Source organism: Hydrogenophaga palleronii, from assembly GCF_031457455.1.
Classification (GTDB): Bacteria; Pseudomonadota; Gammaproteobacteria; order Burkholderiales; family Burkholderiaceae_C; genus Hydrogenophaga; species Hydrogenophaga palleronii_A.
The window spans coordinates 215,547-237,290 of the sequence record NZ_JAVDWU010000005.1; the positions used below are offsets into that span (position 1 = coordinate 215,547).

The window sequence follows — 21,744 nt, forward strand, 5'->3', positions numbered from 1 at the left end:
CATGCGCAGCCGAATTCACTTTGTCTTGGCGGCCTTGGCTGCCGCCACGCTCCCTGGGTGCGCGGCAACCTTTCAGACTCCTGGCTTCCGTATCGGCAGTGCGACGTCAAAAAACCTGTTTGTTTCGTCCAGTCAATTTGCCAACAAAGAGGTTCGTCTGCGGCTGCGCAACTCGTCGGGAGACCCGTCCATCGACATGGCGAAGATGAGGACAAGCGTTGAAAGCGGCTTGCGTTCTGCGGGCTACTCCGTTGGCGGAGAAGGCGCCGGGATAGTGATGGACGTCAACCTGTACTTCATGGGCAACGTGGCAAGCGGACGTCAACGTGCTGGCAACGAGGTGGGGGCGTTGTTGGGCGGGGTGACCGGCTACGAAGCAGGCCGCCGCGCTGGAGGCGTCTCGGCCGTGTCAGGCGCAATTCTGGGAGCCGTTGCAGGCGCGACTCTGCAGGAAGTCGTGCGGGCGCATAACGAGTACGACTCTTACCTGGTCCTGTGTGACGTGAACCTGGGCGTCGTGAGGCAGGAGAGTAAGTCACGGGACAGCTTCGTCATTGGGGGCAACCGCATTGAGCACAAAGAGGAAGAAGAGCGCGCAACCTTCGACTCCTTCGCCTTGCGTGAGACCGTCAAAGTTGCGGTCTATGCCGGCGACCGTAGGGAGAACCACGGCTACGTGATTCAGGCCATGCAGGACAGGCTCTCGCGAATGGTGGCGAACCTCCTCTGATGCCTTATCGGGGTGCCGGGAAACGCCTCGGACCGGTCGGCTCTCATGGGAGCACTGGACGCCATCAATGGCCGCTACGGCAAGGGCGCTGTAGACGCGGCGTCCACAGGCAAAACCGGGGGCCAACGTCCACATTGAGGGGCGCGCGTCCCCCTCGACTGCGCGGTTGGGCGGCCCACAAAACGGGACTGGCGGAAATACCGGCGGCGCCGAGCGCCAAGGAATAAGCAGCGAGAATGGCCAGGGCTGCCCACTCTCACCCGCTGAAGTCCTTGAACGGAGGATCAAGAGGGTTCAGCGCCTGCCACCACCGTTCCCCGCGCCGCAATGGCGGCATTTGCCCGAACATTTGCTCGAAACTTGGAACCCATCTGCGTAGATGGCGGCGACGTGCTGAGGCCGGTGTTGAAGCCGGCGAGTTCGGCAACAAGGAAAAGGCCGAGAACAGGGCCTGCGAACAACCCCAGGTTTGCCCAGTACGCAGCAGGCGTTTTGGCGCGGACCGTGCAGTACCACGCGATCGGGCAAACAAAGCTGGCCGTTACAACATCCTGGATGCGCGAACAGGTTTAGCAGATCCGGCAAACCCGACTGGTCTCCCAGCGCCTGAGCGGTTTGACCGGCAACCTATGGCCCAGGCAAGCCGGATGACTGCAGCCCGTTCGATACCGGTCATCGATGTTGCCGCACTACCGGGTTTGCTGATGACAGCTTCCTGCCAGTCCCCGTGAACCTGGCTTCCAGTCGCGACCGACGGCCTCCGCTGCTTGTCGGACATTTGCCACAAGAATTGGGGTGATCGCAATCGCCGGGCGAGGGAGCATTTTGATCTCACTGTACGCCCAAGTCGATTGCTCGGCAACGCGCGTGCAAGCTGAGCATGGACGCTGCGCTTTTCCTAGTCTTCTTCGCGCACCCGGTACCGCCCCATCAACGTCTGTTGGATGGCCGGCGGAACGGCCTCGTAGTGTGACAACGCGACGGTGTAGCGCCCCTGGCCGCTGGTTATCGCATTGAGCCGCGACTGGTAGTCGGCCAGCTCGGCCTCTGGCACATGAGCACCGATGGCCACGGTGCCGGCCCCCAGGCCCGATGTGCCTGTGACCAGGCCGCGCCGCAACGACAGGTCGCTCGTGACGTCGCCCACGGAATGCTCGGGCACGGCGATCTCGATCTGGACAATCGGCTCGAGCACAACCGGCCGGGCCTCGCGAATCGCCGCCATGAAGGCCTTGCGGCCGGCGGTCGCGAAGGCGATGTCCTTGCTGTCCACGCTGTGGTGCTTGCCGTCGTACACGACGACGCGCACGTCGGCCACGGGGAAGCCGGCGATCGCGCCATACGCCAAAACCTCGCGCACGCCTTTCTCAACCGCGGGGATGAACTGGCCCGGAATCGCACCGCCCCTTACTTCGTCGGCGAACTCGAAGCCCGCGCCGCGCGCGAGCGGCTCGATGCGCAGGAAGACTTCGGCGAACTGGCCGGCACCGCCGCTCTGCTTCTTGTGGCGGTAGTGGCCCTCGGCCGGCGCGGTCACGGTCTCGCGGTAGGCGATGCGCGGTGGCCGAGTCTGGACATCGAAGCGGTAAACCTCGCGCAGGCGTTCGAGCACGATGCGCAGGTGCAGCTCGCCGAGTCCGTAGAGGACCGTCTCGTTGGTCGCGGCCACATGCTCGATGCGCAGGCACGGGTCCTCGGCCGCGAGCTTGCCGAGGATTTCCCAGGCGCGCTGCTCGTCGCCATGCCGCTTGGGCTCCACGGCCAGGCCGTACACCGGCACCGGTAACGGCAGCGGAGCGAGGTGCACATGGCTGTCTTCGGCCGCATCGTGCAACACGGCATCGAAATGGATCTCGTCGACCTTGGCCACCGCCACGATATCTCCGGGCAGCGCGTGCGACACCTCGACGTGGTCCTTGCCCTGGAGCATGAACAGGTGCCCGACCTTGAACGGCTTGCGGCCGTCGCCGATATAGAGCTGGCTGTCGCGCGTGACCGTGCCCTGGTGCACACGAAAGATGCCCATCTTGCCGACATAGGGGTCGATCGTGACCTTGAACACATGCGCCAGCACGTGCAGCGTCGAATCAGGCTTGGCCTCCATGGGCATGGCCTCAGCGCCCTCGCCAACGATGAAGCTCGGCGGGTTGGCTTCGGTCGGATCGGGCAGGATTTTGACGATCACGTCAAGCAACTCGGCCACGCCGGCGCCGCTGCGCGACGAGGCGAAACAAACCGGGATCAGGTGGCCTTCGCGCAGCGCCTGCTCCAGCGGCGCGTGCAGCTCCGACGGGTGGACGTCGCCTTTCTCGAGGTAGCGGTCGACGAAGGCCGCGTCGACCTCGACCACCTGCTCCACCAGCGCGCGGTGCGCCGCTTCGACGGGGCCGAAGTCGGAGCGTCCGAAGCGGTTGAAGAAGCAGTCGATCACCTGCCGGTTGACCCCGTCAGGCACGTTCAGCGGCAGGCATTCGCGGCCGAAGGTGGCCTGGATGTCGGCCAGCAGACCCGACAGCGAGACGCCCTGCGCGTCGATCTTGTTGACGATGATCATGCGGGCAAGTCGGCGCGAGGCTGCGTATTCCATCATGCGCACCGCCATCGGCTCGATGCCGGTGGCGGCATTGATGACCACCGCCACCGTCTCGACCGCCTCCAGCGCCGGCAGGCTCTGGCCGAGGAAGTCGGGTCCGCCGGGCGTGTCGATGAGGTAGATGCGCGTGCCGGCATGCGTGAGGTGCATCACCGAGGCGTTGAGCGAATGCAGCATGCGGCGCTCGAGCGGGTCGTGGTCGCTAACGGTGCTGCCGCGCTCGACGCTGCCGCACGCGCCGATGGCGCCCGCCTTGTACAGCAAGGCCTCGGCCAGCGAGGTCTTGCCGGCGACCGCGGCGCCCACGAGCGCCAATGTTCGCACGGCTTTCATTTCGGCCGTGAGGCCGTTCGATCGGCTTGGCATGGTTGGACTCCTTTGCACGTCCGGAAGGCCGGCCCGGCGGTCCGCATGGGCTCGGGCGTGGCGTGTGGACGTCGGGACAGCGTACGGGATTGACCGCGCTAACGCAAATTGATTGCGCCGCCGATTTCCAATACCTGACCGGCATGCATGCCGCGTTAACCTCCCCCTTGTTGCCAGCGTGCTGAGACATGGGCTCACACTCAAGATGTCTCAACAACAACTCTCTGAGCCCGTCATGACCACTGTCACCGTCGACTCTGCATGTCATTGCCGGCGACAAGTCATCGCGCTCGACATGTGTCGAACGCTTTCAACGACTGCACTGCGGCCGTCACCGTGAATTGACAGAGCGCACACCACCGGCAGCAATCCCTGCAAAACCCCCATTCACAAACCAGAACCATCCCCATCGAGTCGTCTGTGCAGTGTCAATAAGCACCCATGTAGTCGCGCTTACCGACCTCAACACCGTTGTGGCGCAAGATGGCATAGGCGGTGGTCACGTGGAAGAAAAACTGCGGCAGGCCATAGTGCAGAAGGTATGCGCTGGCGATCAGCTTTTTTTCCTTAGGGGTGCCGGGGCGCAATACGATCTCGCGGCTCTCACTTGAATCAAATTGCTCAGGCTTGAACGAACCGATATGGTCCAAAGCCTTGGCGATCAATGCTTGCAGGTCTGCGAAGCTGACTTCAGTGTCGGGCCAGGACGGCACCTCGGCGCCAGCCAGGCGGGAGGAAATGCCCTTGGAGAAGTCTGCGGCGATCTGTACCTGACGTATCAACGGAAACATGTCGGGAAACAGCCGCGCCTGGAGCAGAGCATTTGGATCGATGTTCTTTTGCGTCGTGTGGTCTTCGGCTTTCTTGAGCACGTCTGACAAGGCGCGCAGCATCTGCTGCAGGACGGGAACGGAGGCGTTGTACAGGGGGCTGGTCATGGTGAATTCATTTTTAAGTTGGGCGCGATTGCCGGGGCTGGCATGGCAGAGGCCCTGCCGACCACGTGAGGCTAACAGCATTGGGCCAGCCATCGCGTGTGCCGCCGTTGATCAGCGTCGATAAGCCGGCCAGACGCCACTCGCGAGCACGACGCCTATCACTGCCGCAGACACCGACACCAAGTCCAGTGCGGTCAGCGAGTCGCCAAGCCACCACCATCCGCCCACCGCTGAGATGGCCGGTGCCAACGCACCAAACGCGGCTGCAGGGGCCGCACCCAGGCGTTCGATGGCGACGGAGTATGCCCACAGGCCAAGGACTCCAGCCAACAACCCTTGCCAGATCACTTGCCATGCGAGCGTACTCATGGGAGCGCTCAGCAACTGTGTGCCTCCCCGTGCAGCGATCCATACGATGACAAGCAGGAACGACCACACGTTGACAAGTGCGGCCGCGTGCCATGGCGACAAGCCGGTGCGCTTGAAGGTCACTGCATAGCCAGCCCAAAGCAGCGCCGCCAGCAAAAACAACAGATCGCCTCGCCATGTCGAGGCAGACCAATCAACCAAGGTTTGAGCTCCGAGCAGCATGACGGCAGCCAACATGAAGGCCATGCCCATGCGGCGCGTGCCGTTGGGTATTTCTCGCCAGACCCACCAAGCCAGTCCGGCTGCGATCAGTGGAGAGGCTCCGGCCATCAAGACACCCATGTGCGAAGTCGGCGCAAAGCGTGTCCCGCTCATTGCGGCAAAGCCGAACGGCACGCCGGCGCCGACCAACATCAACAGCAACATGCGGCGATCCACATGGCGTGGGAGCAAGCCTGAGCGCCAGATGATCGGCAACAGCAATAGCGCCGGAACGCCGTAACGCAAGATGATCAGATCGTCTGGTGCTATCGGTGACAAGCCAGTTGCAGTGGCATGGCGCGTGGCCACTTGCCAGCCGCCGCCGATGATGGCCGCCGCCAAGCCCATCAGAAGGCCCCAAGCCTTGTGAATGTTAAACACGCTGTCAGCTCCCTGTGTTGGTCAGGGGGCAGTGTGTCGTTGGCTTTGGCTTGCTGCTATCAGATTCGTGCGCACTTCACTCGGCGCGCACGCAAAGTGGCGATGGAACACGGCACTGAAATGGCTGTGGCTCGAATAGCCGAGATCCAAGGCGATCTCGCTCAGGCTCGAATGGGATTGGCGCAACAGATCCAGTGCCAACGCCATGCGAAGCCGCGTGCGATAGGCGTGCAGGCTGAGCCCGGTGCTGCTGCGAAACAGGCGCGCCAGATGAAACGGTGACACATGACACGCCGCCGCAATATCGGTAAGGCTCTGGGATCCAGACGGGTGTGAAGCAATGAATTCCTGTGCCAACAAGACGGCGCGTCGCGCTCGCTGGTGGCGAGATGGCGACGTTTCGCCGATGGCTGGCTGCACGGCGGCCAGTAGCGTCTCTTCAATCTGCAAGGTGTCCGCCTTGCCGCTTTCGATGGCTGCACCCAGGTGTGCCAAGGTCAGCAGCGAGCTTGCCGACAGGCGATCTGCGGTCTGAGGCGGCACTTCGCTGAACACCGCCAGCACGCTGCGCTGCCCGGAGCAGGGTTGGCGAATGCGGTACGGTATGTCGGGCATCAGCCAAAGCGGGCTTACCGCATCGAACACGCCACGATGGTGATCCGTCTCGCAATCGATCCAGCCATTGCGAGGTATCAGCAATCTGTGTGTGGGTGCGCGGTAGCTTTCGCTCCAGTCGGGTTGCCGTTCCAGAAGGGTGACGTCGTGCCATTCGACAAGTGGCGTTTGCAGATGGATCACTCGGCGGTACGGCATGGCGGTGGTGATCGTAAGTGACGAGTCAGGCCGGGTCCAGGTGAGTTGCTGGATAACGCCGCGCAACTCGCAGCTGCTACCCCCGGAAAACCCTAGTCGAAATGTGTATTTTGAGTAGATCCCTGTGTCTCCCACCCATGGTTGCCGGCGATGCCGTCTCCTAGCATTGGTCTGACTCGAACACCACGTTCGGGGCGAAAACCAAACAGGAGACAAAGACATGAAACTGAAACTGTGGGCAGTCGCATCCGTCGTCGCTGCGGCCAGCGTGGGCGTGGCCCAGGCGCAGAACACCCAGCAAGGCAAACTCTCGAACGATGTGTTGCGCATCGGTGTGTTGACCGACGTTTCCGGCGTGTACGCCGACATCTCGGGCAAGGGTGCGGTGGAAGCCGTGAAGATGGCCGTGGAGGACTTTGGCGGGTCCATGTTCGGCAAGCCCATTGAGGTGGTTTTCGCTGACCACCAGAACAAGGCCGACGTGGGTGCCGCCAAGGCGCGCGAGTGGTACGACGGTGGCGTGGACCTGATCAACGACCTGGCCAATTCCGGCGTGGCCCTGGCCGTGGCCGGGGTGGCGAAAGAGAAGAAACGCCACGCCATCGTGAACAACGCGTCCAACGTGGGCGTGACCAATGCGCAGTGTTCGCCCTACACGGTGCACTACGCTTACGATGCCTATTCGCTCGCGCACGGCACCGGCAAGGCGATTGCGGAAGCGGGTGGCGACACCTGGTTCTTCCTGACAGTGGACTTCGCCTTCGGCATTGGCCTGGAACAGCAGGTGGGCGATGTGGTGCGGGCCAACAAGGGCCGTGTGGTGGGCGCCGCGCGGCATCCGCTGGGCACCACGGACTTCTCTTCCTATGTGCTGCAGGCGCAGGCTTCAAAAGCCAAGATCGTGGGCTTGGCGTCCACCGGCAACGACACCATCAACGCCATCAAGGCGGCCAACGAGTTCGGCATCACTAAGAACCAGAAGCTGGCGGCGCTGTTGCTGTGGATTCAGGACGTGCATGCGTTGGGCCTTCCCACCGCGCAGGGCCTGCAGCTCACCAACGCCTGGTACTGGGACATGAACGACGAGTCGCGTGCGTTTGCCAAGCGCTTCCAGCAACGCGTGGGCGGCCAGATGCCCAATATGGCGCACGCGGGTGACTATTCGTCCACCATGCACTACCTGAAGGCCGTGCAGGCAGCGGGCACCGACGACCCGGATGCCGTGTCGGCCAAGATGCGCGAAATGCCCATCAGCGACATGTTCACCAAGGCCGGCAAGATCCGTGAAGACGGCCGCATGGTGCACGACATGTACCTGTGGGAAGTGAAGTCGCCGGCCGAATCCAAAGGCCCTTGGGACTACCTCAAGCCGGTGAAGACGATTCCGGCCGACCAGGCCTTCATGCCGCTGGCGCAGAGCAGCTGCTACCTGGTCAAGAAATAAGACGCCCCCCGTTGCTTGCTCACTGCGTGTAGCCGCATCCCCCCCACTGGGGGGCGGGCCGGCCGCTTCGGGCGGCCGTGCGCGGCGGCCCCTGGTCTGAAGCCGCTGCGTGCATCCACCTCGCGACCTTGCATCCATCATGTCCTACATCCTTGAAACGCAGGGGCTTTCCCGCACCTTCCACGGGTTTCACGCCGTCTCGAACGTGAGCCTGTCGGTGCAGGAAGGCAGCATCCATGCCCTCATTGGCCCCAACGGCGCGGGCAAGACGACCTGCTTCAACCTGCTCACGCGCTTCATCGACGCCACGGCCGGCCGCATTCAGTTTCAGGGGCAAGACATCACCCGCACCCCAGCCGACGCGGTGGCCCGCATGGGGCTGGTGCGTTCGTTCCAGATCTCGGCTGTGTTCGGTCAACTGAGCGTGTTCGAGAACGTGCGCCTGGCGCTGCAGCGCCGCCGCGGGCATTCGATGGACTGGTGGCGCAGCGACCGCTCGCTGGCCGCCTACGAAGAGCGCACCCACGAACTGCTGGCCGAAGGCGGCTTGTCTGACTGGGCCAACCACCTCGCGGGCGAGCTGCCCTACGGCCGCAAGCGCGCGCTGGAGCTGGCCACCACGCTGGCACTGGAGCCCAAGGTGCTGCTGCTGGACGAACCCATGGCCGGCATGGGCGCGGAGGACATTGCCCACGCCGCCGCGATGATTCGTCAGGCTGCGCGCGGGCGCACCGTGTTGATGGTGGAACACAACCTGTCTGTGGTGGCCGATCTGTGTGACCGCATCACCGTGCTGGCGCGCGGCGAGGTGCTGGCCGAAGGCGATTACGCCACGGTGTCGAAAGATGAGCTCGTGGTGGAGGCTTACCTGGGCCATGGCCATGCTGGTCAGCGCAAGCACAACACCGCTGTGGCAGGGGAGCCGAGCCATGGCTGATGTATCCCATTCCGTTCGGGCTGAGCCTGTCGAAGCCCTGCGCGGTGCGAGCACTTCGACAAGCTCAGTGCGAACGGGTTCTTTGGAGAACGCAAATCGTTCTGAACCTTTGCTGTCGCTGCGCGATGTGAAGGCCTGGTACGGGCCCAGCCAGGCGCTGCATGGCGCCAGCCTGGATTTGCACGAGGGCGAGTTGCTCACCTTGCTGGGTCGCAATGGCGCGGGCAAATCCACGCTGCTGAAGTCGATCATGGGCATGATGGACAAGCGCCAGGGCTCCATCCGCTTCAAGGGCAAAGAGCTCATGGGCCTGGCGCCGCACCACATCGGTCGGTTGGGCGTGGCCTTTTGCCCCGACGACCGTGGCATTTATGCATCGCTGACCGTGCGCGAAAACCTGCGCCTGCCGCCGGTGGTGGCTGAGGGAGGCATGAGCGAGGCCGAGCTGTTCGAGCTGTTTCCCAACCTGGCAGAGCGCGCGAAGTCGGCCGGCACGCACCTCTCAGGCGGCGAACAGCAGATGCTCGCGATCGCGCGCATCCTGCGCACCGGCGCGCGCCTGCTGCTGCTCGACGAACCCACCGAAGGACTGGCCCCCGTGATCGTGGACCGCATCGGCGAACTCATTCGTCAGCTGAAAGGCCGTGGTTACACCATCGTGCTGGTGGAGCAGAACGTGCACTTCGCCGCAGAGCTGGCGGACCGGCATTGTCTGATGGAGTCGGGTCGCATCACGGACACGTTTGACGCGGCGACCTTGATGCGTGACTTTGATGCGATCACTTCCAGGATCGGCGTATAGAAATGAAACTCCCCCGCCGTGCTTCGCACGACCCCCTCAAGGGGGCAACACCTGCGGCCTGGCAGAGCCAGCTCCGCGGTGTTCCTGGACTCGGGCAGTTCGCGCCGGAAGCATTTTTAGGTGGCTCTGGGTTTCGACCGGTAGTCGGAGGGCCGGAAACCCGTCAGCCGTTTGAACGTATTGGAAAACGCGAACGGATTGAGGTAGCCCACGCTGTGGGAAATGGCTTCGATCTTGTCGGTGGTGGTGGCCAGCAGGTGGGCGGCGTGGGCGATGCGCAATGTGGCCAGCTGTTTGCCGGGGCTGCGGCCCAGGTTCTTCTGGCACAGGCGCCGCAGGTGTTCTTCGCTGGTGTTGGCCAGAGCGGCCAGATCCGCCAGGGTCCAGTCGCGGGCCAGGTCGGCCTTCACCGCGTTCCACACCGGCACCAGGCGCGGTTCGCGTTGCAGCGGCTCCAGGATGCGCGAGACGTAGCGTTCGATCACGTCCACCCACACCGCGCAGGTGCCGGGGTCGGCCGCGCCCTGCATCTCGCCGGCCAGACCCAGGATCGCGTGTTCCAGCACCTGGCCGTCGAAGGGGCTCATGGTGGGGGCCATGGCGCCGTCCACCGAACGCATGGAGTCCGGCCGGAAGCGCACCCAGGCCAGGCGCCAGCGCTTGGCGGGCACACAGTGGAAGGCGTGCAGCACGTGCGCCGGCGCAAAGCTCACGGTACCCGGCTTGTGCGGGTACCAGCGGCCGTCCAGCAGCGTCTGCCCCTCGCCAGACAGGCACACCTGCATGAAGGCGCCGCTGAGGTGGGTACGAACGATGGTGTAGGGCGCAGCCGCGTCCACCACCGCCACGTGCGCAATGTGGCGCACCGCCAGCGCATCGCAATGCTCCGCACGCACCACCGTCTGCACGGTGTCATCGCCCAGCACATGGGTTTCTTGGGAGATATCGGGATGCTTGATCGACATGGCTTGCTCATCATAGGGGCGGCGTGATGGACATTTTTGGAATGCCGATCCAGGTGCTGGCCGGGCAGATCATGCTGGGGCTGGTCAATGGCTGCTTCTATGCGGTGCTCAGTCTTGGGCTGGCGGTGATCTTCGGTTTGCTGCGCATCGTCAACTTTGCGCATGGTGCGTTCTTCATGACCGGTGCCTTCGGTGCCTGGATGCTGCAGAGCTTTCTGGGGCTGGGCTATTGGGTCGCGCTGCTGGCGGTGCCCTTGATCGTGGGTGCGCTGGGGGGGGTGTTTGAACGCACGCTGCTGCGCCGCTTGTACGGGCTGGACCCGATCTACGGCCTGCTGCTCACCTTTGGTGTGGTGCTGGTTCTGGAGGGTGGCTTTCGGGTGGCCTTTGGTACCTCAGGCCAAGCGTACCCGGTGCCCACCCAGTTGCAGGGCGTGATCAACCTCGGCTTCATGATCCTGCCCATCTACCGCGCCTGGGTGATCGTGGCGGCGCTGGCGGCCTGCTTCATCACCTGGTGGTTGATCGAGCGCACTTCGCTGGGCGCCCGGCTGCGCGCCGCCACGGAGAAGCCGCAGCTCACGCAGTCGTTCGGTGTGAACGTGCCTTTGCTGCTCACCTTCACCTACGCGGGGGGCATTGCGCTGGCGGCGTTCACCGGCGTGCTGGCCGCGCCCATCCTGCATGTGAATTCGGGCATGGGCTCGAACCTGGTGATCATCGTGTTCGCCATCGTGGTGATCGGCGGCATGGGATCGATCTTCGGCTCCATCGTCACGGCGCTGGGCATTGGCGTCATTGAGGGGCTGACCAAGGTCTGGTACTCGGAGGCTTCCACCACGGTGATCTTTGTGGTGATGGCATTGGTGTTGCTGTTCCGCCCGCGCGGCCTGTTCGGAAAAGAGGGGGCCGCATGAACACGACGATGCCCAACTGGCAAAAGATCTTCATGCTTGTGGTGGTGCTGGCCCTGCTGGCGGTGCCGTGGATGCCGCAGGTGGTGTACCCGGTCATGGTGATGAAGCTGCTGTGCATGGCGCTGTTTGCCTGTGCCTACAGCCTGCTGCTGGGCTTCGGCGGCATGATGTCTTTTGGTCATGCGGCCTTCTTTGGCAGCGCGGCTTACATCACCGGCCTGGTGACCAAGTACTGGGGCTTGCCGCCCGAAGTGGGCCTGCTGGCGGGCACGCTGTTTGCGGCCGGGCTGGGGGCGGTGTTTGGCGCACTGGCCATCCACCGCCAGGGCATCTACCTGGCCATGATCACGCTGGCATTGGCGCAGATGGTGTATTTCATTTTTCTGCAACTGCCCTTCACCGGCGCGGAAGACGGCCTGCAGCAGATCCCGCGCGGCACGCTCTTCGGCTTCATCGATCTGCGCAGCGACATGGCCATGTACCACCTGGTTCTGCTGATCACGCTGGCCGGGCTGTGGCTGATCCACCGCGTGGTGCATTCGCCTTTCGGCCATGTGGTGGTGGCCATTCGCGAGCACGAGCCGCGCGCCCGTTCGCTGGGCTACCCGGTGGAGCGCTACAAGCTGATGCTGTTCGTGCTGTCGGCCGCTCTCTCCGGCCTGGCCGGCTCGATGAAGGCGCTGGTGTTCCAGGTGGCCGCACTCACCGACGTGCACTGGCACATGTCGGGCGACGTGGTGCTCATGGCCTTGCTGGGTGGCATGCACACCGTGTTTGGCCCGGCCATTGGCGCGGCCGTGGTGGTGGGCCTGCAGTACTACCTCGATGCCTTTGGGGGCTGGGTGACGCTGGTCACCGGCCTGATCTTCATGGTGTGTGTGCTGTCGTTCCGCAGCGGCATTGCAGGCGCCGTGCAGGCGCTCAGGTCCCGTCCAGGGCGCACCCCCTGATCCACCCCTTTTTCCTGCTTCCCGTTTCAAGGAGATTTTCATGCCCCGTTTTGAACGTCAGGCCCTGATGGCGAAATTCCAGGCCATGGTCCGCGACCGCCAGCCCATCATTGGCGGGGGTGCCGGCACCGGCATCTCCGCCAAGTGCGAAGAGGCCGCGGGCATCGACCTGATCGTGATCTACAACTCCGGCCGCTACCGCATGGCCGGACGTGCCTCGTCTGCCGGGCTGCTGGCCTATGGCAACGCCAACGACATCGTGCTGGAGATGGCCGGCGAGGTGTTGCCGGTGGCCAAGAAGACACCGGTGATCGCCGGGGTGAACGGCACCGACCCGTTCATCGTGATGCCGGTGTTCCTGAAAAAGCTCAAGGAACTGGGGTTTTCCGGTGTGCAGAATTTCCCCACCGTGGGCATCATTGACGGCACCTTCCGCCAGAGCCTGGAGGAGACTGGCATCAACTACGCCACAGAGGTGGAAATGATCGGCGAGGCCCACGCCATCGACCTGCTGACGACCCCCTACGTGTTCTCAAAAGAGGAAGCCATCGCCATGACCGAGGCGGGTGCCGACTTCATCGTGCCGCATATGGGCGTGACCACCGGCGGCACCATCGGCGCCACCACGTCCAAGTCGCTGGCCGAATCGGTGAAGCTGATCGACGAATGGGGTGAAGCGGCGCGCCAGGTGCGCAAGGACGTGATCGTGATCGCACACGGTGGCCCCATCTCCAGCCCGGAAGACGTGTCGTACGTGCTCAAGCACAGCACCCATTGCAACGGCTTCTATGGCGCCAGCAGCATGGAACGGTTGCCGACGGAGATTGCGATCAAGGCGCACGTGGAGCGCTACAAACAAGTGAGCTTCTGAACCCCGAAAACAACAGGAGACGAAACATGGCCAGGGTATACGTGAGCATGGTGATGAACGCCACCCTCGATGAGGCATGGGCTTACCTGCGCGACTTCGGTGCGCTGGGCAAGTACCACCCGTTCTTTGAGAACTCATTCATTGAAGACGGCAAGCCGTCGGACCAGATCGGCTGCGTGCGCCGCTTCTCCGTGCGCGATGGGGGTGGCTATTTGCGCGAGCAGTTGCTGGCGCTGTCTGACGACGAGCACCGCTGCCGCTACAAGATCCTGCACATCGACGCACCCTGGACCAACTACGTGGCCGAAATGCACTTGCTGCCTGTGACCGAAGGCAACCGCTGCTTTGGCGAATGGTGGGCCGAGTGGGATGTGCCTGCCGATGAGGAGGCCGAGGCCATGGAGCGTGTGAAAGGCACTTTTCGCACGTTCTTTGAGTGCGTGAACGCGCACCACGAGCGCCGGAAATGAGCCAAGCCAACCACCGGCAGCCCACAGCCTGGGTGGTGGGCACCTTCGACACCAAGGCAGACGAGCTCAACTACCTGGCCGGGCTGGTGCGCGCGGCGGGCGTGCGCGTGGTCACGGTGGACATCGGCACGCGCAGCGCCGCTGGCGTGGCCGACATTGATTCTGCCGCCGTGGCCGCGCACCACCCGCGCGGAGCCGCTGCCGTGTTCGAGCCTTCTGACCGCGGCGAGGCGGTGATTGCCATGAGCGTGGCGTTGAGCGCGCTGGCGCGCAAACGGTTGGAGTCCGGCGAGATCCAGGGCATGCTGGGCGTGGGAGGCTCGGGCGGCAGTTCCATGATCGCGCCGGCCATGCGCCTGTTGCCCATTGGCTATCCCAAGCTGCTGGTGTCCACCATGGCGGCGGGCGATGTGTCGGCTTATGTGGGCGTGGTGGACATGACGCTGATGTACCCGGTGACCGACATCGCCGGGCTGAACCGCTTGTCACGCACCATTCTGGCCAACGCGGCGCACGCGCTGGTGGGCATGTTGCTGCACCACGCGCCGGTGGACCACGCGCAGGACAAACCCGCCATTGGCCTGACCATGTTCGGTGTGACCACGCCGTGCGTGCAGGCGGTGCGCGACCTGCTGCAGGCTGACTTCGACGCCCAGGTGTTCCACGCCAACGGCGCCGGCGGCCGCACGCTGGAAACCCTGGCCGCAGCTGGGCTGCTGAACGCCGTGGTGGACCTCACCACCACCGAAGTGGGCCAGCATCTGGCCGGTGGTGTGTGCGACGCCGGGCCTGGCCGTCTGGACGCCGCCGCTCGTTACGGTTTGCCGTGGATCGGTTCCGTGGGGGCGCTGGACATGATCAACTGGGGAGCGCCGGCCACCATTCCCGAACGGCACCGCCAGCGCCTGTTTCACGTGCACAACGCCAACGTGACGCTGATGCGCAGCAATGCCCAGGAACTGGAGGCCGCCGCCCACCGCATCGCCGAACAGCTCAACCGCGCGAGCGGCCCGGTGCGTCTGTTGTTGCCCATGGGCGGCCTGTCCATGATCGACGCCCCTGGCCAGCCCTTTCACGACCCGGCCGCCGACGCGGTGCTGTTTGATGCGCTGGAACGCCTGTTCGTGGTCAGCGACACGCACAGGCTGACTAGGCTGCCGTACCACATCAACGACCCGGCGTTTGCGGCGGTCGTGGCGGACGAGGTGAGGGCCGTGGTGATGTAATGTGTCGCCCGAAGAACGCGGCCGTAGATGGCCTTACCGCCGGTGAGCCGGCCGCGTTGCAGCACCATGCCTCCCATGACCGACCCCCTCGAACAAGCCAAAGCCCGTTTCCTGGAAGCCAACGCCCACTTTGAAGCCGGCCGGCTTGCAGACGCGCTGCACAGTTTCCAGGCTGCGCTGTCCTTGGCGCCAGGGCGACCCTCCATTCTGGCCAACCTGGGCATCACGCAGGTGCGCTTGGGGCAATGGGCGGCGGCGCTGGACACGCTGGCCCAAGCGACACAGGCAGATCCATCGAACCGCGACGCCTGGCTGGCACTGGCCCATGCGCAAGAGGAGCTTCAGCAGTGGGCGCCAGCGGTGCAAGCCCTGCAGCAGGCGCTGCCGCTGGGCCCGTCCACGGCGGCGTTGTGGCTGGCGCTGGCGCGTTGCCAATTGCGCCTGGAGCGGCCGGCCGAAGCATTGCGGGCATATGAAGAGGCGCTGACCTTGGATGCCACGCTGGCCGAGGCCTGGAGCCAGCGCGGCAGCCTGCTGCGCGACGCTGGGCAGTTGGCTGAAGCCGCACGCAGCTTTCAGCAGGCTTTGAAGCATGGCGGAGACGATGAGCTGAACCGCTTCTACCTCGCTTCGGTGACCGAACAACCGGTGCCCGAGCGACCCCCTCTGGCCTATGTGGAAACCTTGTTCGACGAATACGCGAACGACTTCCAGAACCATCTGGTCCAAGCCCTGAACTACCAGGCGCATCGGACCCTGCTGGCCCCCTTGGTGGAGAGTCGCGCGCGCTTTTCACGGGTGCTGGACCTGGGCTGTGGCACGGGGCTGTGCGGTCAGCTGATCCGCCCGCAAGCGGAAACCGTGGATGGTGTGGATGTGTCCGGCGCCATGGTGGCGCAGGCGCGGGCCAGTGGTGTGTACCGGCAGGTGGTTCATGGTGAATTGCTGGCCTTCTTGCGTGCGAGCACAGAGCCGGCCGACCTGGTGATGGCGGCCGATGTGTTCATCTACGTGGGCGCGCTGGAGGCTGTGTTTGCCGCGGTGCGCCAGCGCCTGGCGCCGGGCGGATGTTTTGCGTTTTCAGTGGAACTGGCCGATGCGGGGCAAGACTTGGTGCTGCTGCCCAGTCTGCGCTACGCGCATGGCGGCGCGTATGTGGAACGCCTGGCGAATGCAACCGGTTTTCGTGTGGTGCGCCGGTGGGAAGCGCCCCTGCGCGAAGACCAGCGCCGCCCGGTCATGGGGCTGTACTTCCACCTCGCACCTGCGGAGTGAAGCGGCACAGTGTCGCCAAGGCGAGGCTCATGCCGCCGGGGTGGCCGGGGGCGGAAACCGCTGCACGGGTGCACCAGGTGACCACACCGGCGCTTTGTGCATGCAGGCAAGAAAGTGCTGATTCGTCAACCAGCCTTGCAGCCAGCACCGCGTCCGCTGCCAGGGTGAGCCAGCCCACCAGGCCGGGTCCACAGCGGCGAACTGCCGCACAAAGGGGAACACTGCCGCATCGGCCCAGCAGGCTTGCTGACCGCCCACCTGGGCCTGCGCCGCCAGCCGCGCCTCCAGGGGTTCAATGAGGCAGCGCACGGCGTCGTCGCGCCATTCGGTGGCGCTGCGTTCGGGAAATCGCTCGGCGTACTTGTAGCGGTCCAGCCAGTGCTTGAACGCGCCATCGGTGGTGTCGACCAGCCATTGGTTGAAGGCGGGGTCGCCGTGTTGCAGCCAGCCTTCAGGGTCGTTCTGCTGCAGTGCCCAGTGCAGAATGTCCAGACTCTGTTTGAGCACCCGCCCTTGCCCCAGGTCGAGCACCGGCACCGTGGCGGTGGGCGAAATCGCCAGCAGCTCTGCGGGTTTGCGCTTCAGATTCACCTCGCGCAATTCAACGGGGGTGCCCGAGCAGCACAGCGCGAGCCGCGCCCGGATGGCGTACGGGCAGCGCCGGAACGAATAGAGCACGGGCAGGGTGCTAGGCATGGGCGTTTTCAGCCTCGTACCAGTGCGAGGTAGGCCTGGCGGGTCTGGGGCGACACGGCGGCCACGACCTGTTCGTAGGCCGTCTTGTGCAAGGCCAGCAGCCGGGCCGACGCCACCGATTTCGAGCGGCAGAACCAGTGGCAGCTGTGCTGGAACAGCAGCAGCTCGGCCGTGAGCCGGAACGCCTGGTCACGACGGGACAGGCCGTCATCGTTGCGCAGCGCGGTCTCGAACCCTTTGGCATGCACCTCCAGCAGGGTGCGCAGATCAAACGTGCTGGCGGGAAACAGGCGGGTGGAAAAGGGCACCGCCAGCGGCCAGCGGCTCACGCGCGTGCGTTCATTCCACACCTCGTGCAGGTCGCGTGCCAGTTGTGCCAACTGCTCGTTCACCGTGGCCTCGATGCCCTCCAGATTGCGCCAGATGGGCTCGCTGCGCTCCGGGTCCTTCTCGCCCAGGGCACGCAAGTAGCCACTGATGAGCTGTTCCATGTGCTTTTCCAGCTGGAACTTCTGCAGATGGCTGCCCAGCAGGGCAATGCGATTGCGCTGTTCCGCCGTTTTGACGGCATGAACGCCAATGGCGATGAAAAAAAGTCCGATCAAAAGGTCCATGCGGGTATTGTCGCCGTTGGGTCCGGGGCCTTCCCTGAACGTGTGCAGATGCCACCCGGTCTGTGTAGCATGTGGCCTTTGCCAAGACCCAACACCCAGCACCCAACAACTGAGGGAGACACCTCCATGTCCTACATGCTTCTCATCATCGAACCCACGGAACAGCGCGCCACCCGCACCGAAGTCGAAGGGCGCGAGGTGTATGCCCGCATGCAGCGCTTCGGCGAGTCGTTGAAAGCAGAGGGCAAGCTCAAGGCGGTGGAGTCGCTGGCGTCTCAGCGCGATGCGGTGCGGGTGAGCACGCGTGGCGGCAAGGCACAACTGCTGGACGGCCCCTTTGCCGAAGCCAAGGAAATGATCGGCGGCTTCTTCCTGCTCGACGGCGTGAATCGCGACGAAGCCTTGGCCATCGCACAGCGCTGCCCGGCGGCCGAATGGGCCACGGTGGAGGTGCGGGCGCTGGCGCCGTGTTTTATGTGACGACCCCCCGCGCCGCCTGCGGCGTCACCCCCTGGAAGGGGGGCGCACCTGGTGGCCCGGCGAAGCCGGTTCCACGGGTGCCCTGGAAAAACTTCCCCTCGCTGGTGGCGGTTTCTGACTCACTCCCTCTGTGGAGGAGGGGTGAGGTGGGGGCCTGTTTCCGAGCCAACTCAGTGCTTCAACGCCCGTGCGTCTGAGCGTTTGAAACGTGAAGACCTGCCGCGCGATGGAGGTGGTTGGCAGTTTCCTGAGAAATCTGAAAAAAACACATCGGGCTTGTCGAAAAGCGCCGTGCTGCCTCGTCGTATCTCCAAGCGCTGCAGTTCGTGACGCTGTTTGAAAACCGGCAAACCCGGTCGACACCCCCCTTGGAGACACGTTGTCCATGAAGCACCGCATCCGCCCCTGGCGGCTTGACCGCCACCGCCATGGGTCGACTGGACATGGCCGCCTGCAATGGGCCTTCGACCCCTCCTGAACGGAAAGCCCCCTCCATGAACCTTCGCCATGTCGACCAGAAAACCCGTTCCGTGCGCTTGAGCTGTGCCTGTGGTCAGGTGCGCCTGGGCGTTCAGGGCAGGCCCATCATCAGTGCCGAGTGCCTTTGCGCCGATTGCCAGCGCGCAGGAGCGCAACTGCAGGCGCTGCCTGGTGCGCCCGCCTTGTTGGACCCTCGCGGAGCCACGCGGTTTGAGCTGTACCGAAAAGACCGGGTGGCGTGCGAGAGCGGGCAGGATCGGTTGCGTGAGCATCGCCTGACCACTGCCTCCAAGACGCGTCGTGTGCTTGCCGTGTGCTGCAACACGCCCATGTTTCTGGAATTTTCAGATGGCCATTGGCTGAGCATCTACGGCCACCTCTGGCGGGCTGCGGATCTGCCCGCGCTCGAGATCAGAACCATGACCCGCAGCAGACCGGTGGGGGTCGTGCTACCGGATGACGTGCCCAATCCGGATACGCACAATTTCACCTTTTACGCGAGACTGCTCGCGGCCTGGGCCGCCATGCGCTTCCGGGCGCCCAGGATCGATTTTGTCCAGGGAGGACTGCATGCGAAGTGATGCCGACAAGGTGGAAATCGAGAACGTCAATGTGCCGGGACGCGTGGAGCGCGTGGACAGGGCCAAGTACCTGGCCATGAAGGAGGCATTGCTGTCGGTGTTGCCCCATGCGTCACCAGGATTGACGGTGGCCGAGGCCAAGCTTGCATTGCTCCCGCGGCTGCCGCAGACGCTGTTTCCTGATGGCGCCAAGGCGGGTTGGTGGTTGAAAGCCACGCAACTCGACCTCGAAGCCAAGCGTGTGATTCAGCGTGAGCAGACCAAGCCGCTGAGAATCCGCCGGTTGAAATGATAGGCCTTGGAGGGCCACTGCTCTGGATGCATCATTTCCGTGTGCTGTACCTTGTCGCGGGGCTCATGGGCTGAACACGAGCGCAAGGCCTGAGGGGTCTGCTGCACAAGAGACAAAAAATGCGGGCGCCATTGTCGAAATCACGGCCCCTGTTTCGTCGTGTGTTCAGGCGCCCAAGCCAGAACCCGCACCCGGCAGCTTGCCCCGTGTGGTCAGCGCCTTGGCCCGGGTACACGCATTCGGACGACCCAAACCTCAAGGAGAGCAAGCATGAAAACCCAGCATTTCGACATCTTCATCAACGCGCCCCGCCAGCACGTGTGGACCACCATGCTGCAGCCCGCCACCTACGAGCAATGGACAGCCGCCTTCTGTGAAGGCTCGCGCTTTGAGGGCTCCTGGGACCAAGGGTCGAAGATCCGGTTCTTGGACCCCAAGGGTGCGGGCATGGTGGCCGAAATTGCCGAACACCGGCCGGCCGAGTTTGTCTCCATCCGCCATCTGGGCTTTATCGAAAACGGCGTGGAGGACACCACCAGCGACGCCATCAAGGCCTGGGCGCCCTGCTACGAAAAATACACCTTCTCCGACGAAGCCGGGGGTACCCGCCTGAAGGTGGACAGCGATGTGTTCGGTGACTATGAGGCCTTCATGGCCGAGACCTGGCCGCGTGCCCTTGCGCAGCTCAAGGCGCTTTGCGAAGGGAAATCGGCATGAGCGCCGCCCGGCCGTTCCGAAGGCGCTCAGCCCCCGCAGTGCACAGCACGGAGGGTAGTCTAGTGAGCGCCGCCCGGCCGTTCCGAAGGCGCTCAGCCCCGCAGTGCACAGCACGGAGGGTAGTCCAATGAGCGCCGCACCGGGCCGTTCCCAAGCAAGCTCGCACCGCAGCCCGAAGGGCGAAGGTACGCCAGTGACCGCCCCTGCCAAAGCCACGCCCATGTGCCCCGTGGTGCATTTTGAAATGCCCTACAAGGACCGCGAACGTGCTGCCCGCTTCTACGCCGCCGCCTTTGGCTGGGTGCCTCAGATGCTGGGGCCGGAGATGGGGGACTACATGCTGGTGACCACGGCACCGCCCGGTGAGCGACCCGGGCTGCCACCCCAAGCTTCCCTGGGCGCCATCCACGGCGGCTTCTTTCCGTACCGGGCGCACCTGCCCATGCAGCACCCTTCGGTGGTGGTTGGGGTGGAAGACGTTGGCGCCGCCATGCAGCGCATCCGCGACGCAGGCGGTGCGGTGATCGGCGAACCCATGGCCATTCCCGGTGTGGGCCAGTACGTGGTGTTCCAGGACACCGAAGGCAACCACAACAGCATCATCCAGCCCGACATGCCCGGCGAAGACTGCCCGGCCAGTTGAAGTTTTGAAGTTTTATCGTCCGAGGAGCACCCCATGCGATTCATGATCATCGTCAAGTCCTGCCCGGAATTTGAAGCCGAGGTCCAACCAGACCCGGACCCGGAGGTGATGGCCGCCATGGCCAGCTACCACGAAGAGCTGGCCAAGGCCGGCGTGTTGCTGGATGGCAGCGGTCTGCGCCCCAGCCGCCAGGGCTGGCGCATCCACTACGGCGCCGACAACGGCAAGCCTTCGCGCCGGGTGGTGGACGGACCTTTTGCCGAAGCCAAGGAACTGATCGCCGGCTACACCTTGATCCAGGTGCGCAGCCGGGAAGAGGCGCTGGAGTGGAGCCGGCGCTTTCCCAATCCGGTGCGCGAAGGGGCCGAGGCCATCGTGGAGGTGCGCCAGCTGTATGAGCTGGAAGACTTCACGCCCAGTGAAGCGCTGGACAAGATGAAAGGCCTCGACCAGAGACTTGGCCTGTCTTGAACTTCCCATCGATCACACCAAGGACTCCTCATGCTTCGCCAGATCTTCGTCAACCTGCCCATCAAGGACATGGCCCGCTCGCAGGCCTTTTTCAAGGCGCTGGGCCTCACGTTCAACCAGCAGTTCACCAACGAGCAGGGCGCCTGTCTGCAAATTGCCGACAACATTTACGCCATGTTGCTGGTGGAGCCTTTCTTCCAAGGCTTCACCAAGCTGCCCATTTCCGACGCGAAGAAGGCCACCGAGGTGTTGATCGCGCTTTCTTGTGACAGCCGTGCCGAGGTGGACGACATGGTGGCCAAGGCCGTAGCGGCCGGCGCGACCACGCCGAATGCACCCATGGACCACGGCTTCATGTACCAGCATGGTTTTGCGGACCTCGATGGCCACCAGTGGGAGGTGTTCTGGATGGATGAGGCTGCTGCGCCGGCGCAGATGTGATGCTGGCGGCGCTGTGCGGTC

The 21,744-nt window shown here is 64.1% G+C and carries 25 protein-coding genes; 18 read left to right on the forward strand and 7 right to left on the reverse strand.

Annotated elements, in window-relative coordinates:
- Position 1: 1 nt before the first annotated feature.
- Together traT and J2W49_RS13630 are read left to right on the forward strand one after the other, a co-directional pair.
- Complete coding sequence (gene traT / locus J2W49_RS13625) at positions 2 to 730, forward strand: complement resistance protein TraT (protein WP_310316869.1); 729 nt, start codon at positions 2 to 4, stop codon at positions 728 to 730.
- Positions 731 to 775: 45 nt separating this feature from the next.
- On the forward strand, positions 776 to 868 hold the full coding sequence (locus tag J2W49_RS13630; protein ID WP_310316871.1) for a DUF4113 domain-containing protein: 93 nt from the start codon (positions 776 to 778) through the stop codon (positions 866 to 868).
- A 760-nt stretch (positions 869 to 1,628) separates the two neighbouring features.
- Here the strand turns inward: J2W49_RS13630 and fusA are convergent.
- From fusA to J2W49_RS13650, 4 genes are all read right to left on the reverse strand, one after another.
- Positions 1,629 to 3,689, reverse strand: coding sequence for an elongation factor G (gene fusA, locus J2W49_RS13635; RefSeq protein WP_310316874.1), 2,061 nt, complete (start codon positions 3,687 to 3,689; stop codon positions 1,629 to 1,631).
- A gap of 428 nt (positions 3,690 to 4,117) precedes the next feature.
- Positions 4,118 to 4,627, reverse strand: a complete 510-nt coding sequence (locus J2W49_RS13640) for a DUF1993 domain-containing protein (RefSeq protein ID WP_310316877.1) — start codon at positions 4,625 to 4,627, stop codon at positions 4,118 to 4,120.
- 111 nt (positions 4,628 to 4,738) lie between these two features.
- Complete coding sequence (locus tag J2W49_RS13645) at positions 4,739 to 5,638, reverse strand: EamA family transporter (protein WP_310316880.1); 900 nt, start codon at positions 5,636 to 5,638, stop codon at positions 4,739 to 4,741.
- 21 nt (positions 5,639 to 5,659) lie between these two features.
- Positions 5,660 to 6,451, reverse strand: coding sequence for a helix-turn-helix transcriptional regulator (locus J2W49_RS13650; protein WP_310316882.1), 792 nt, complete (start codon positions 6,449 to 6,451; stop codon positions 5,660 to 5,662).
- 220 nt (positions 6,452 to 6,671) lie between these two features.
- Here J2W49_RS13650 and J2W49_RS13655 point away from each other — a divergent pair, with 220 nt between their 5' ends.
- From J2W49_RS13655 to J2W49_RS13665, 3 genes are all read left to right on the forward strand, one after another.
- Complete coding sequence (locus J2W49_RS13655) at positions 6,672 to 7,895, forward strand: ABC transporter substrate-binding protein (RefSeq protein ID WP_310316885.1); 1,224 nt, start codon at positions 6,672 to 6,674, stop codon at positions 7,893 to 7,895.
- A 139-nt stretch (positions 7,896 to 8,034) separates the two neighbouring features.
- On the forward strand, positions 8,035 to 8,832 hold the full coding sequence (locus J2W49_RS13660) for an ABC transporter ATP-binding protein (protein ID WP_310316887.1): 798 nt from the start codon (positions 8,035 to 8,037) through the stop codon (positions 8,830 to 8,832).
- Positions 8,833 to 8,941: 109 nt separating this feature from the next.
- Positions 8,942 to 9,634, forward strand: a complete 693-nt coding sequence (locus J2W49_RS13665) for an ABC transporter ATP-binding protein (RefSeq protein ID WP_310316891.1) — start codon at positions 8,942 to 8,944, stop codon at positions 9,632 to 9,634.
- Between the two features lie 116 nt (positions 9,635 to 9,750).
- Here J2W49_RS13665 and J2W49_RS13670 read toward each other — a convergent pair whose 3' ends face one another.
- A complete protein-coding gene (locus J2W49_RS13670; RefSeq protein WP_310316894.1) occupies positions 9,751 to 10,599 on the reverse strand; it encodes a helix-turn-helix transcriptional regulator in 849 nt (282 codons plus the stop codon).
- 23 nt (positions 10,600 to 10,622) lie between these two features.
- On the opposite strand from J2W49_RS13670, the gene J2W49_RS13675 reads away from it, so the two are divergent.
- From J2W49_RS13675 to J2W49_RS13700, 6 genes are all read left to right on the forward strand, one after another.
- Positions 10,623 to 11,516, forward strand: a complete 894-nt coding sequence (locus tag J2W49_RS13675; RefSeq protein WP_310316898.1) for a branched-chain amino acid ABC transporter permease — start codon at positions 10,623 to 10,625, stop codon at positions 11,514 to 11,516.
- Positions 11,513 to 12,466 carry a branched-chain amino acid ABC transporter permease gene (locus J2W49_RS13680; RefSeq protein WP_310316902.1) on the forward strand — a complete coding sequence of 318 codons (954 nt, stop codon included), beginning with the start codon at positions 11,513 to 11,515 and terminating at the stop codon, positions 12,464 to 12,466. The genes J2W49_RS13675 and J2W49_RS13680 overlap by 4 nt, the downstream gene beginning before the upstream one ends.
- Before the next feature lie 40 nt (positions 12,467 to 12,506).
- Entirely contained in the window at positions 12,507 to 13,337 is an 831-nt protein-coding gene (locus tag J2W49_RS13685) for a phosphoenolpyruvate hydrolase family protein (protein WP_310316904.1), read from the forward strand.
- 26 nt (positions 13,338 to 13,363) lie between these two features.
- On the forward strand, positions 13,364 to 13,807 hold the full coding sequence (locus J2W49_RS13690; protein WP_310316907.1) for an SRPBCC family protein: 444 nt from the start codon (positions 13,364 to 13,366) through the stop codon (positions 13,805 to 13,807).
- Entirely contained in the window at positions 13,804 to 15,033 is a 1,230-nt protein-coding gene (locus J2W49_RS13695) for a Tm-1-like ATP-binding domain-containing protein (protein ID WP_310316910.1), read from the forward strand. Before J2W49_RS13690 ends, J2W49_RS13695 begins: the two co-directional genes overlap by 4 nt.
- Before the next feature lie 75 nt (positions 15,034 to 15,108).
- Complete coding sequence (locus J2W49_RS13700) at positions 15,109 to 16,308, forward strand: tetratricopeptide repeat protein (protein WP_310316915.1); 1,200 nt, start codon at positions 15,109 to 15,111, stop codon at positions 16,306 to 16,308.
- A 27-nt stretch (positions 16,309 to 16,335) separates the two neighbouring features.
- On the opposite strand, the gene J2W49_RS13705 is transcribed toward J2W49_RS13700, so the two are convergent.
- Positions 16,336 to 17,004, reverse strand: a complete 669-nt coding sequence (locus J2W49_RS13705) for a glutathione S-transferase (protein WP_310316917.1) — start codon at positions 17,002 to 17,004, stop codon at positions 16,336 to 16,338.
- Between the two features lie 8 nt (positions 17,005 to 17,012).
- A complete protein-coding gene (locus tag J2W49_RS13710) occupies positions 17,013 to 17,618 on the reverse strand; it encodes a hypothetical protein (protein ID WP_310316920.1) in 606 nt (201 codons plus the stop codon).
- Between the two features lie 126 nt (positions 17,619 to 17,744).
- Here J2W49_RS13710 and J2W49_RS13715 point away from each other — a divergent pair, with 126 nt between their 5' ends.
- The 7 genes from J2W49_RS13715 to J2W49_RS13745 all read left to right on the forward strand — a co-directional run bounded on the left by J2W49_RS13715 (position 17,745) and on the right by J2W49_RS13745 (position 21,723).
- Positions 17,745 to 18,098, forward strand: coding sequence for a YciI family protein (locus tag J2W49_RS13715; RefSeq protein ID WP_310316922.1), 354 nt, complete (start codon positions 17,745 to 17,747; stop codon positions 18,096 to 18,098).
- A 494-nt stretch (positions 18,099 to 18,592) separates the two neighbouring features.
- Entirely contained in the window at positions 18,593 to 19,159 is a 567-nt protein-coding gene (locus J2W49_RS13720) for a GFA family protein (RefSeq protein ID WP_310316925.1), read from the forward strand.
- The gene (locus J2W49_RS13725; protein WP_310316928.1) at positions 19,149 to 19,451 is read left to right on the forward strand and encodes a DUF6958 family protein; all 303 of its coding nucleotides are present in this window, start codon (positions 19,149 to 19,151) and stop codon (positions 19,449 to 19,451) included. The genes J2W49_RS13720 and J2W49_RS13725 overlap by 11 nt, the downstream gene beginning before the upstream one ends.
- Positions 19,452 to 19,721: 270 nt before the next feature.
- On the forward strand, positions 19,722 to 20,168 hold the full coding sequence (locus J2W49_RS13730) for an SRPBCC family protein (protein WP_310316930.1): 447 nt from the start codon (positions 19,722 to 19,724) through the stop codon (positions 20,166 to 20,168).
- 127 nt (positions 20,169 to 20,295) lie between these two features.
- Complete coding sequence (locus tag J2W49_RS13735; RefSeq protein WP_310316932.1) at positions 20,296 to 20,811, forward strand: VOC family protein; 516 nt, start codon at positions 20,296 to 20,298, stop codon at positions 20,809 to 20,811.
- 33 nt (positions 20,812 to 20,844) lie between these two features.
- Complete coding sequence (locus tag J2W49_RS13740; RefSeq protein ID WP_310316934.1) at positions 20,845 to 21,282, forward strand: YciI family protein; 438 nt, start codon at positions 20,845 to 20,847, stop codon at positions 21,280 to 21,282.
- Positions 21,283 to 21,312: 30 nt separating this feature from the next.
- Complete coding sequence (locus tag J2W49_RS13745) at positions 21,313 to 21,723, forward strand: VOC family protein (RefSeq protein WP_310316937.1); 411 nt, start codon at positions 21,313 to 21,315, stop codon at positions 21,721 to 21,723.
- The last annotated feature ends 21 nt before the right edge of the window (positions 21,724 to 21,744 follow it).

Excerpts from the sequence above, each read along its gene's own strand:
- traT (WP_310316869.1), top strand. The coding sequence starts at position 2 with ATGCGCAGCCGAATTCACTTTGTCTTGGCGGCCTTGGCTGCCGCCACG.
- J2W49_RS13630 (WP_310316871.1), top strand. The coding sequence starts at position 776 with ATGGGAGCACTGGACGCCATCAATGGCCGCTACGGCAAGGGCGCTGTA.
- fusA (WP_310316874.1), bottom strand. The coding sequence starts at position 3,689 with ATGCCAAGCCGATCGAACGGCCTCACGGCCGAAATGAAAGCCGTGCGA.
- J2W49_RS13640 (WP_310316877.1), bottom strand. The coding sequence starts at position 4,627 with ATGACCAGCCCCCTGTACAACGCCTCCGTTCCCGTCCTGCAGCAGATG.
- J2W49_RS13650 (WP_310316882.1), bottom strand. The coding sequence starts at position 6,451 with ATGCCGTACCGCCGAGTGATCCATCTGCAAACGCCACTTGTCGAATGG.
- J2W49_RS13655 (WP_310316885.1), top strand. The coding sequence starts at position 6,672 with ATGAAACTGAAACTGTGGGCAGTCGCATCCGTCGTCGCTGCGGCCAGC.
- J2W49_RS13660 (WP_310316887.1), top strand. The coding sequence starts at position 8,035 with ATGTCCTACATCCTTGAAACGCAGGGGCTTTCCCGCACCTTCCACGGG.
- J2W49_RS13670 (WP_310316894.1), bottom strand. The coding sequence starts at position 10,599 with ATGTCGATCAAGCATCCCGATATCTCCCAAGAAACCCATGTGCTGGGC.
- J2W49_RS13680 (WP_310316902.1), top strand. The coding sequence starts at position 11,513 with ATGAACACGACGATGCCCAACTGGCAAAAGATCTTCATGCTTGTGGTG.
- J2W49_RS13685 (WP_310316904.1), top strand. The coding sequence starts at position 12,507 with ATGCCCCGTTTTGAACGTCAGGCCCTGATGGCGAAATTCCAGGCCATG.
- J2W49_RS13690 (WP_310316907.1), top strand. The coding sequence starts at position 13,364 with ATGGCCAGGGTATACGTGAGCATGGTGATGAACGCCACCCTCGATGAG.
- J2W49_RS13695 (WP_310316910.1), top strand. The coding sequence starts at position 13,804 with ATGAGCCAAGCCAACCACCGGCAGCCCACAGCCTGGGTGGTGGGCACC.
- J2W49_RS13700 (WP_310316915.1), top strand. The coding sequence starts at position 15,109 with ATGACCGACCCCCTCGAACAAGCCAAAGCCCGTTTCCTGGAAGCCAAC.
- J2W49_RS13705 (WP_310316917.1), bottom strand. The coding sequence starts at position 17,004 with ATGCCTAGCACCCTGCCCGTGCTCTATTCGTTCCGGCGCTGCCCGTAC.
- J2W49_RS13710 (WP_310316920.1), bottom strand. The coding sequence starts at position 17,618 with ATGGACCTTTTGATCGGACTTTTTTTCATCGCCATTGGCGTTCATGCC.
- J2W49_RS13715 (WP_310316922.1), top strand. The coding sequence starts at position 17,745 with ATGTCCTACATGCTTCTCATCATCGAACCCACGGAACAGCGCGCCACC.
- J2W49_RS13720 (WP_310316925.1), top strand. The coding sequence starts at position 18,593 with ATGAACCTTCGCCATGTCGACCAGAAAACCCGTTCCGTGCGCTTGAGC.
- J2W49_RS13725 (WP_310316928.1), top strand. The coding sequence starts at position 19,149 with ATGCGAAGTGATGCCGACAAGGTGGAAATCGAGAACGTCAATGTGCCG.
- J2W49_RS13730 (WP_310316930.1), top strand. The coding sequence starts at position 19,722 with ATGAAAACCCAGCATTTCGACATCTTCATCAACGCGCCCCGCCAGCAC.
- J2W49_RS13735 (WP_310316932.1), top strand. The coding sequence starts at position 20,296 with ATGAGCGCCGCACCGGGCCGTTCCCAAGCAAGCTCGCACCGCAGCCCG.
- J2W49_RS13740 (WP_310316934.1), top strand. The coding sequence starts at position 20,845 with ATGCGATTCATGATCATCGTCAAGTCCTGCCCGGAATTTGAAGCCGAG.
- J2W49_RS13745 (WP_310316937.1), top strand. The coding sequence starts at position 21,313 with ATGCTTCGCCAGATCTTCGTCAACCTGCCCATCAAGGACATGGCCCGC.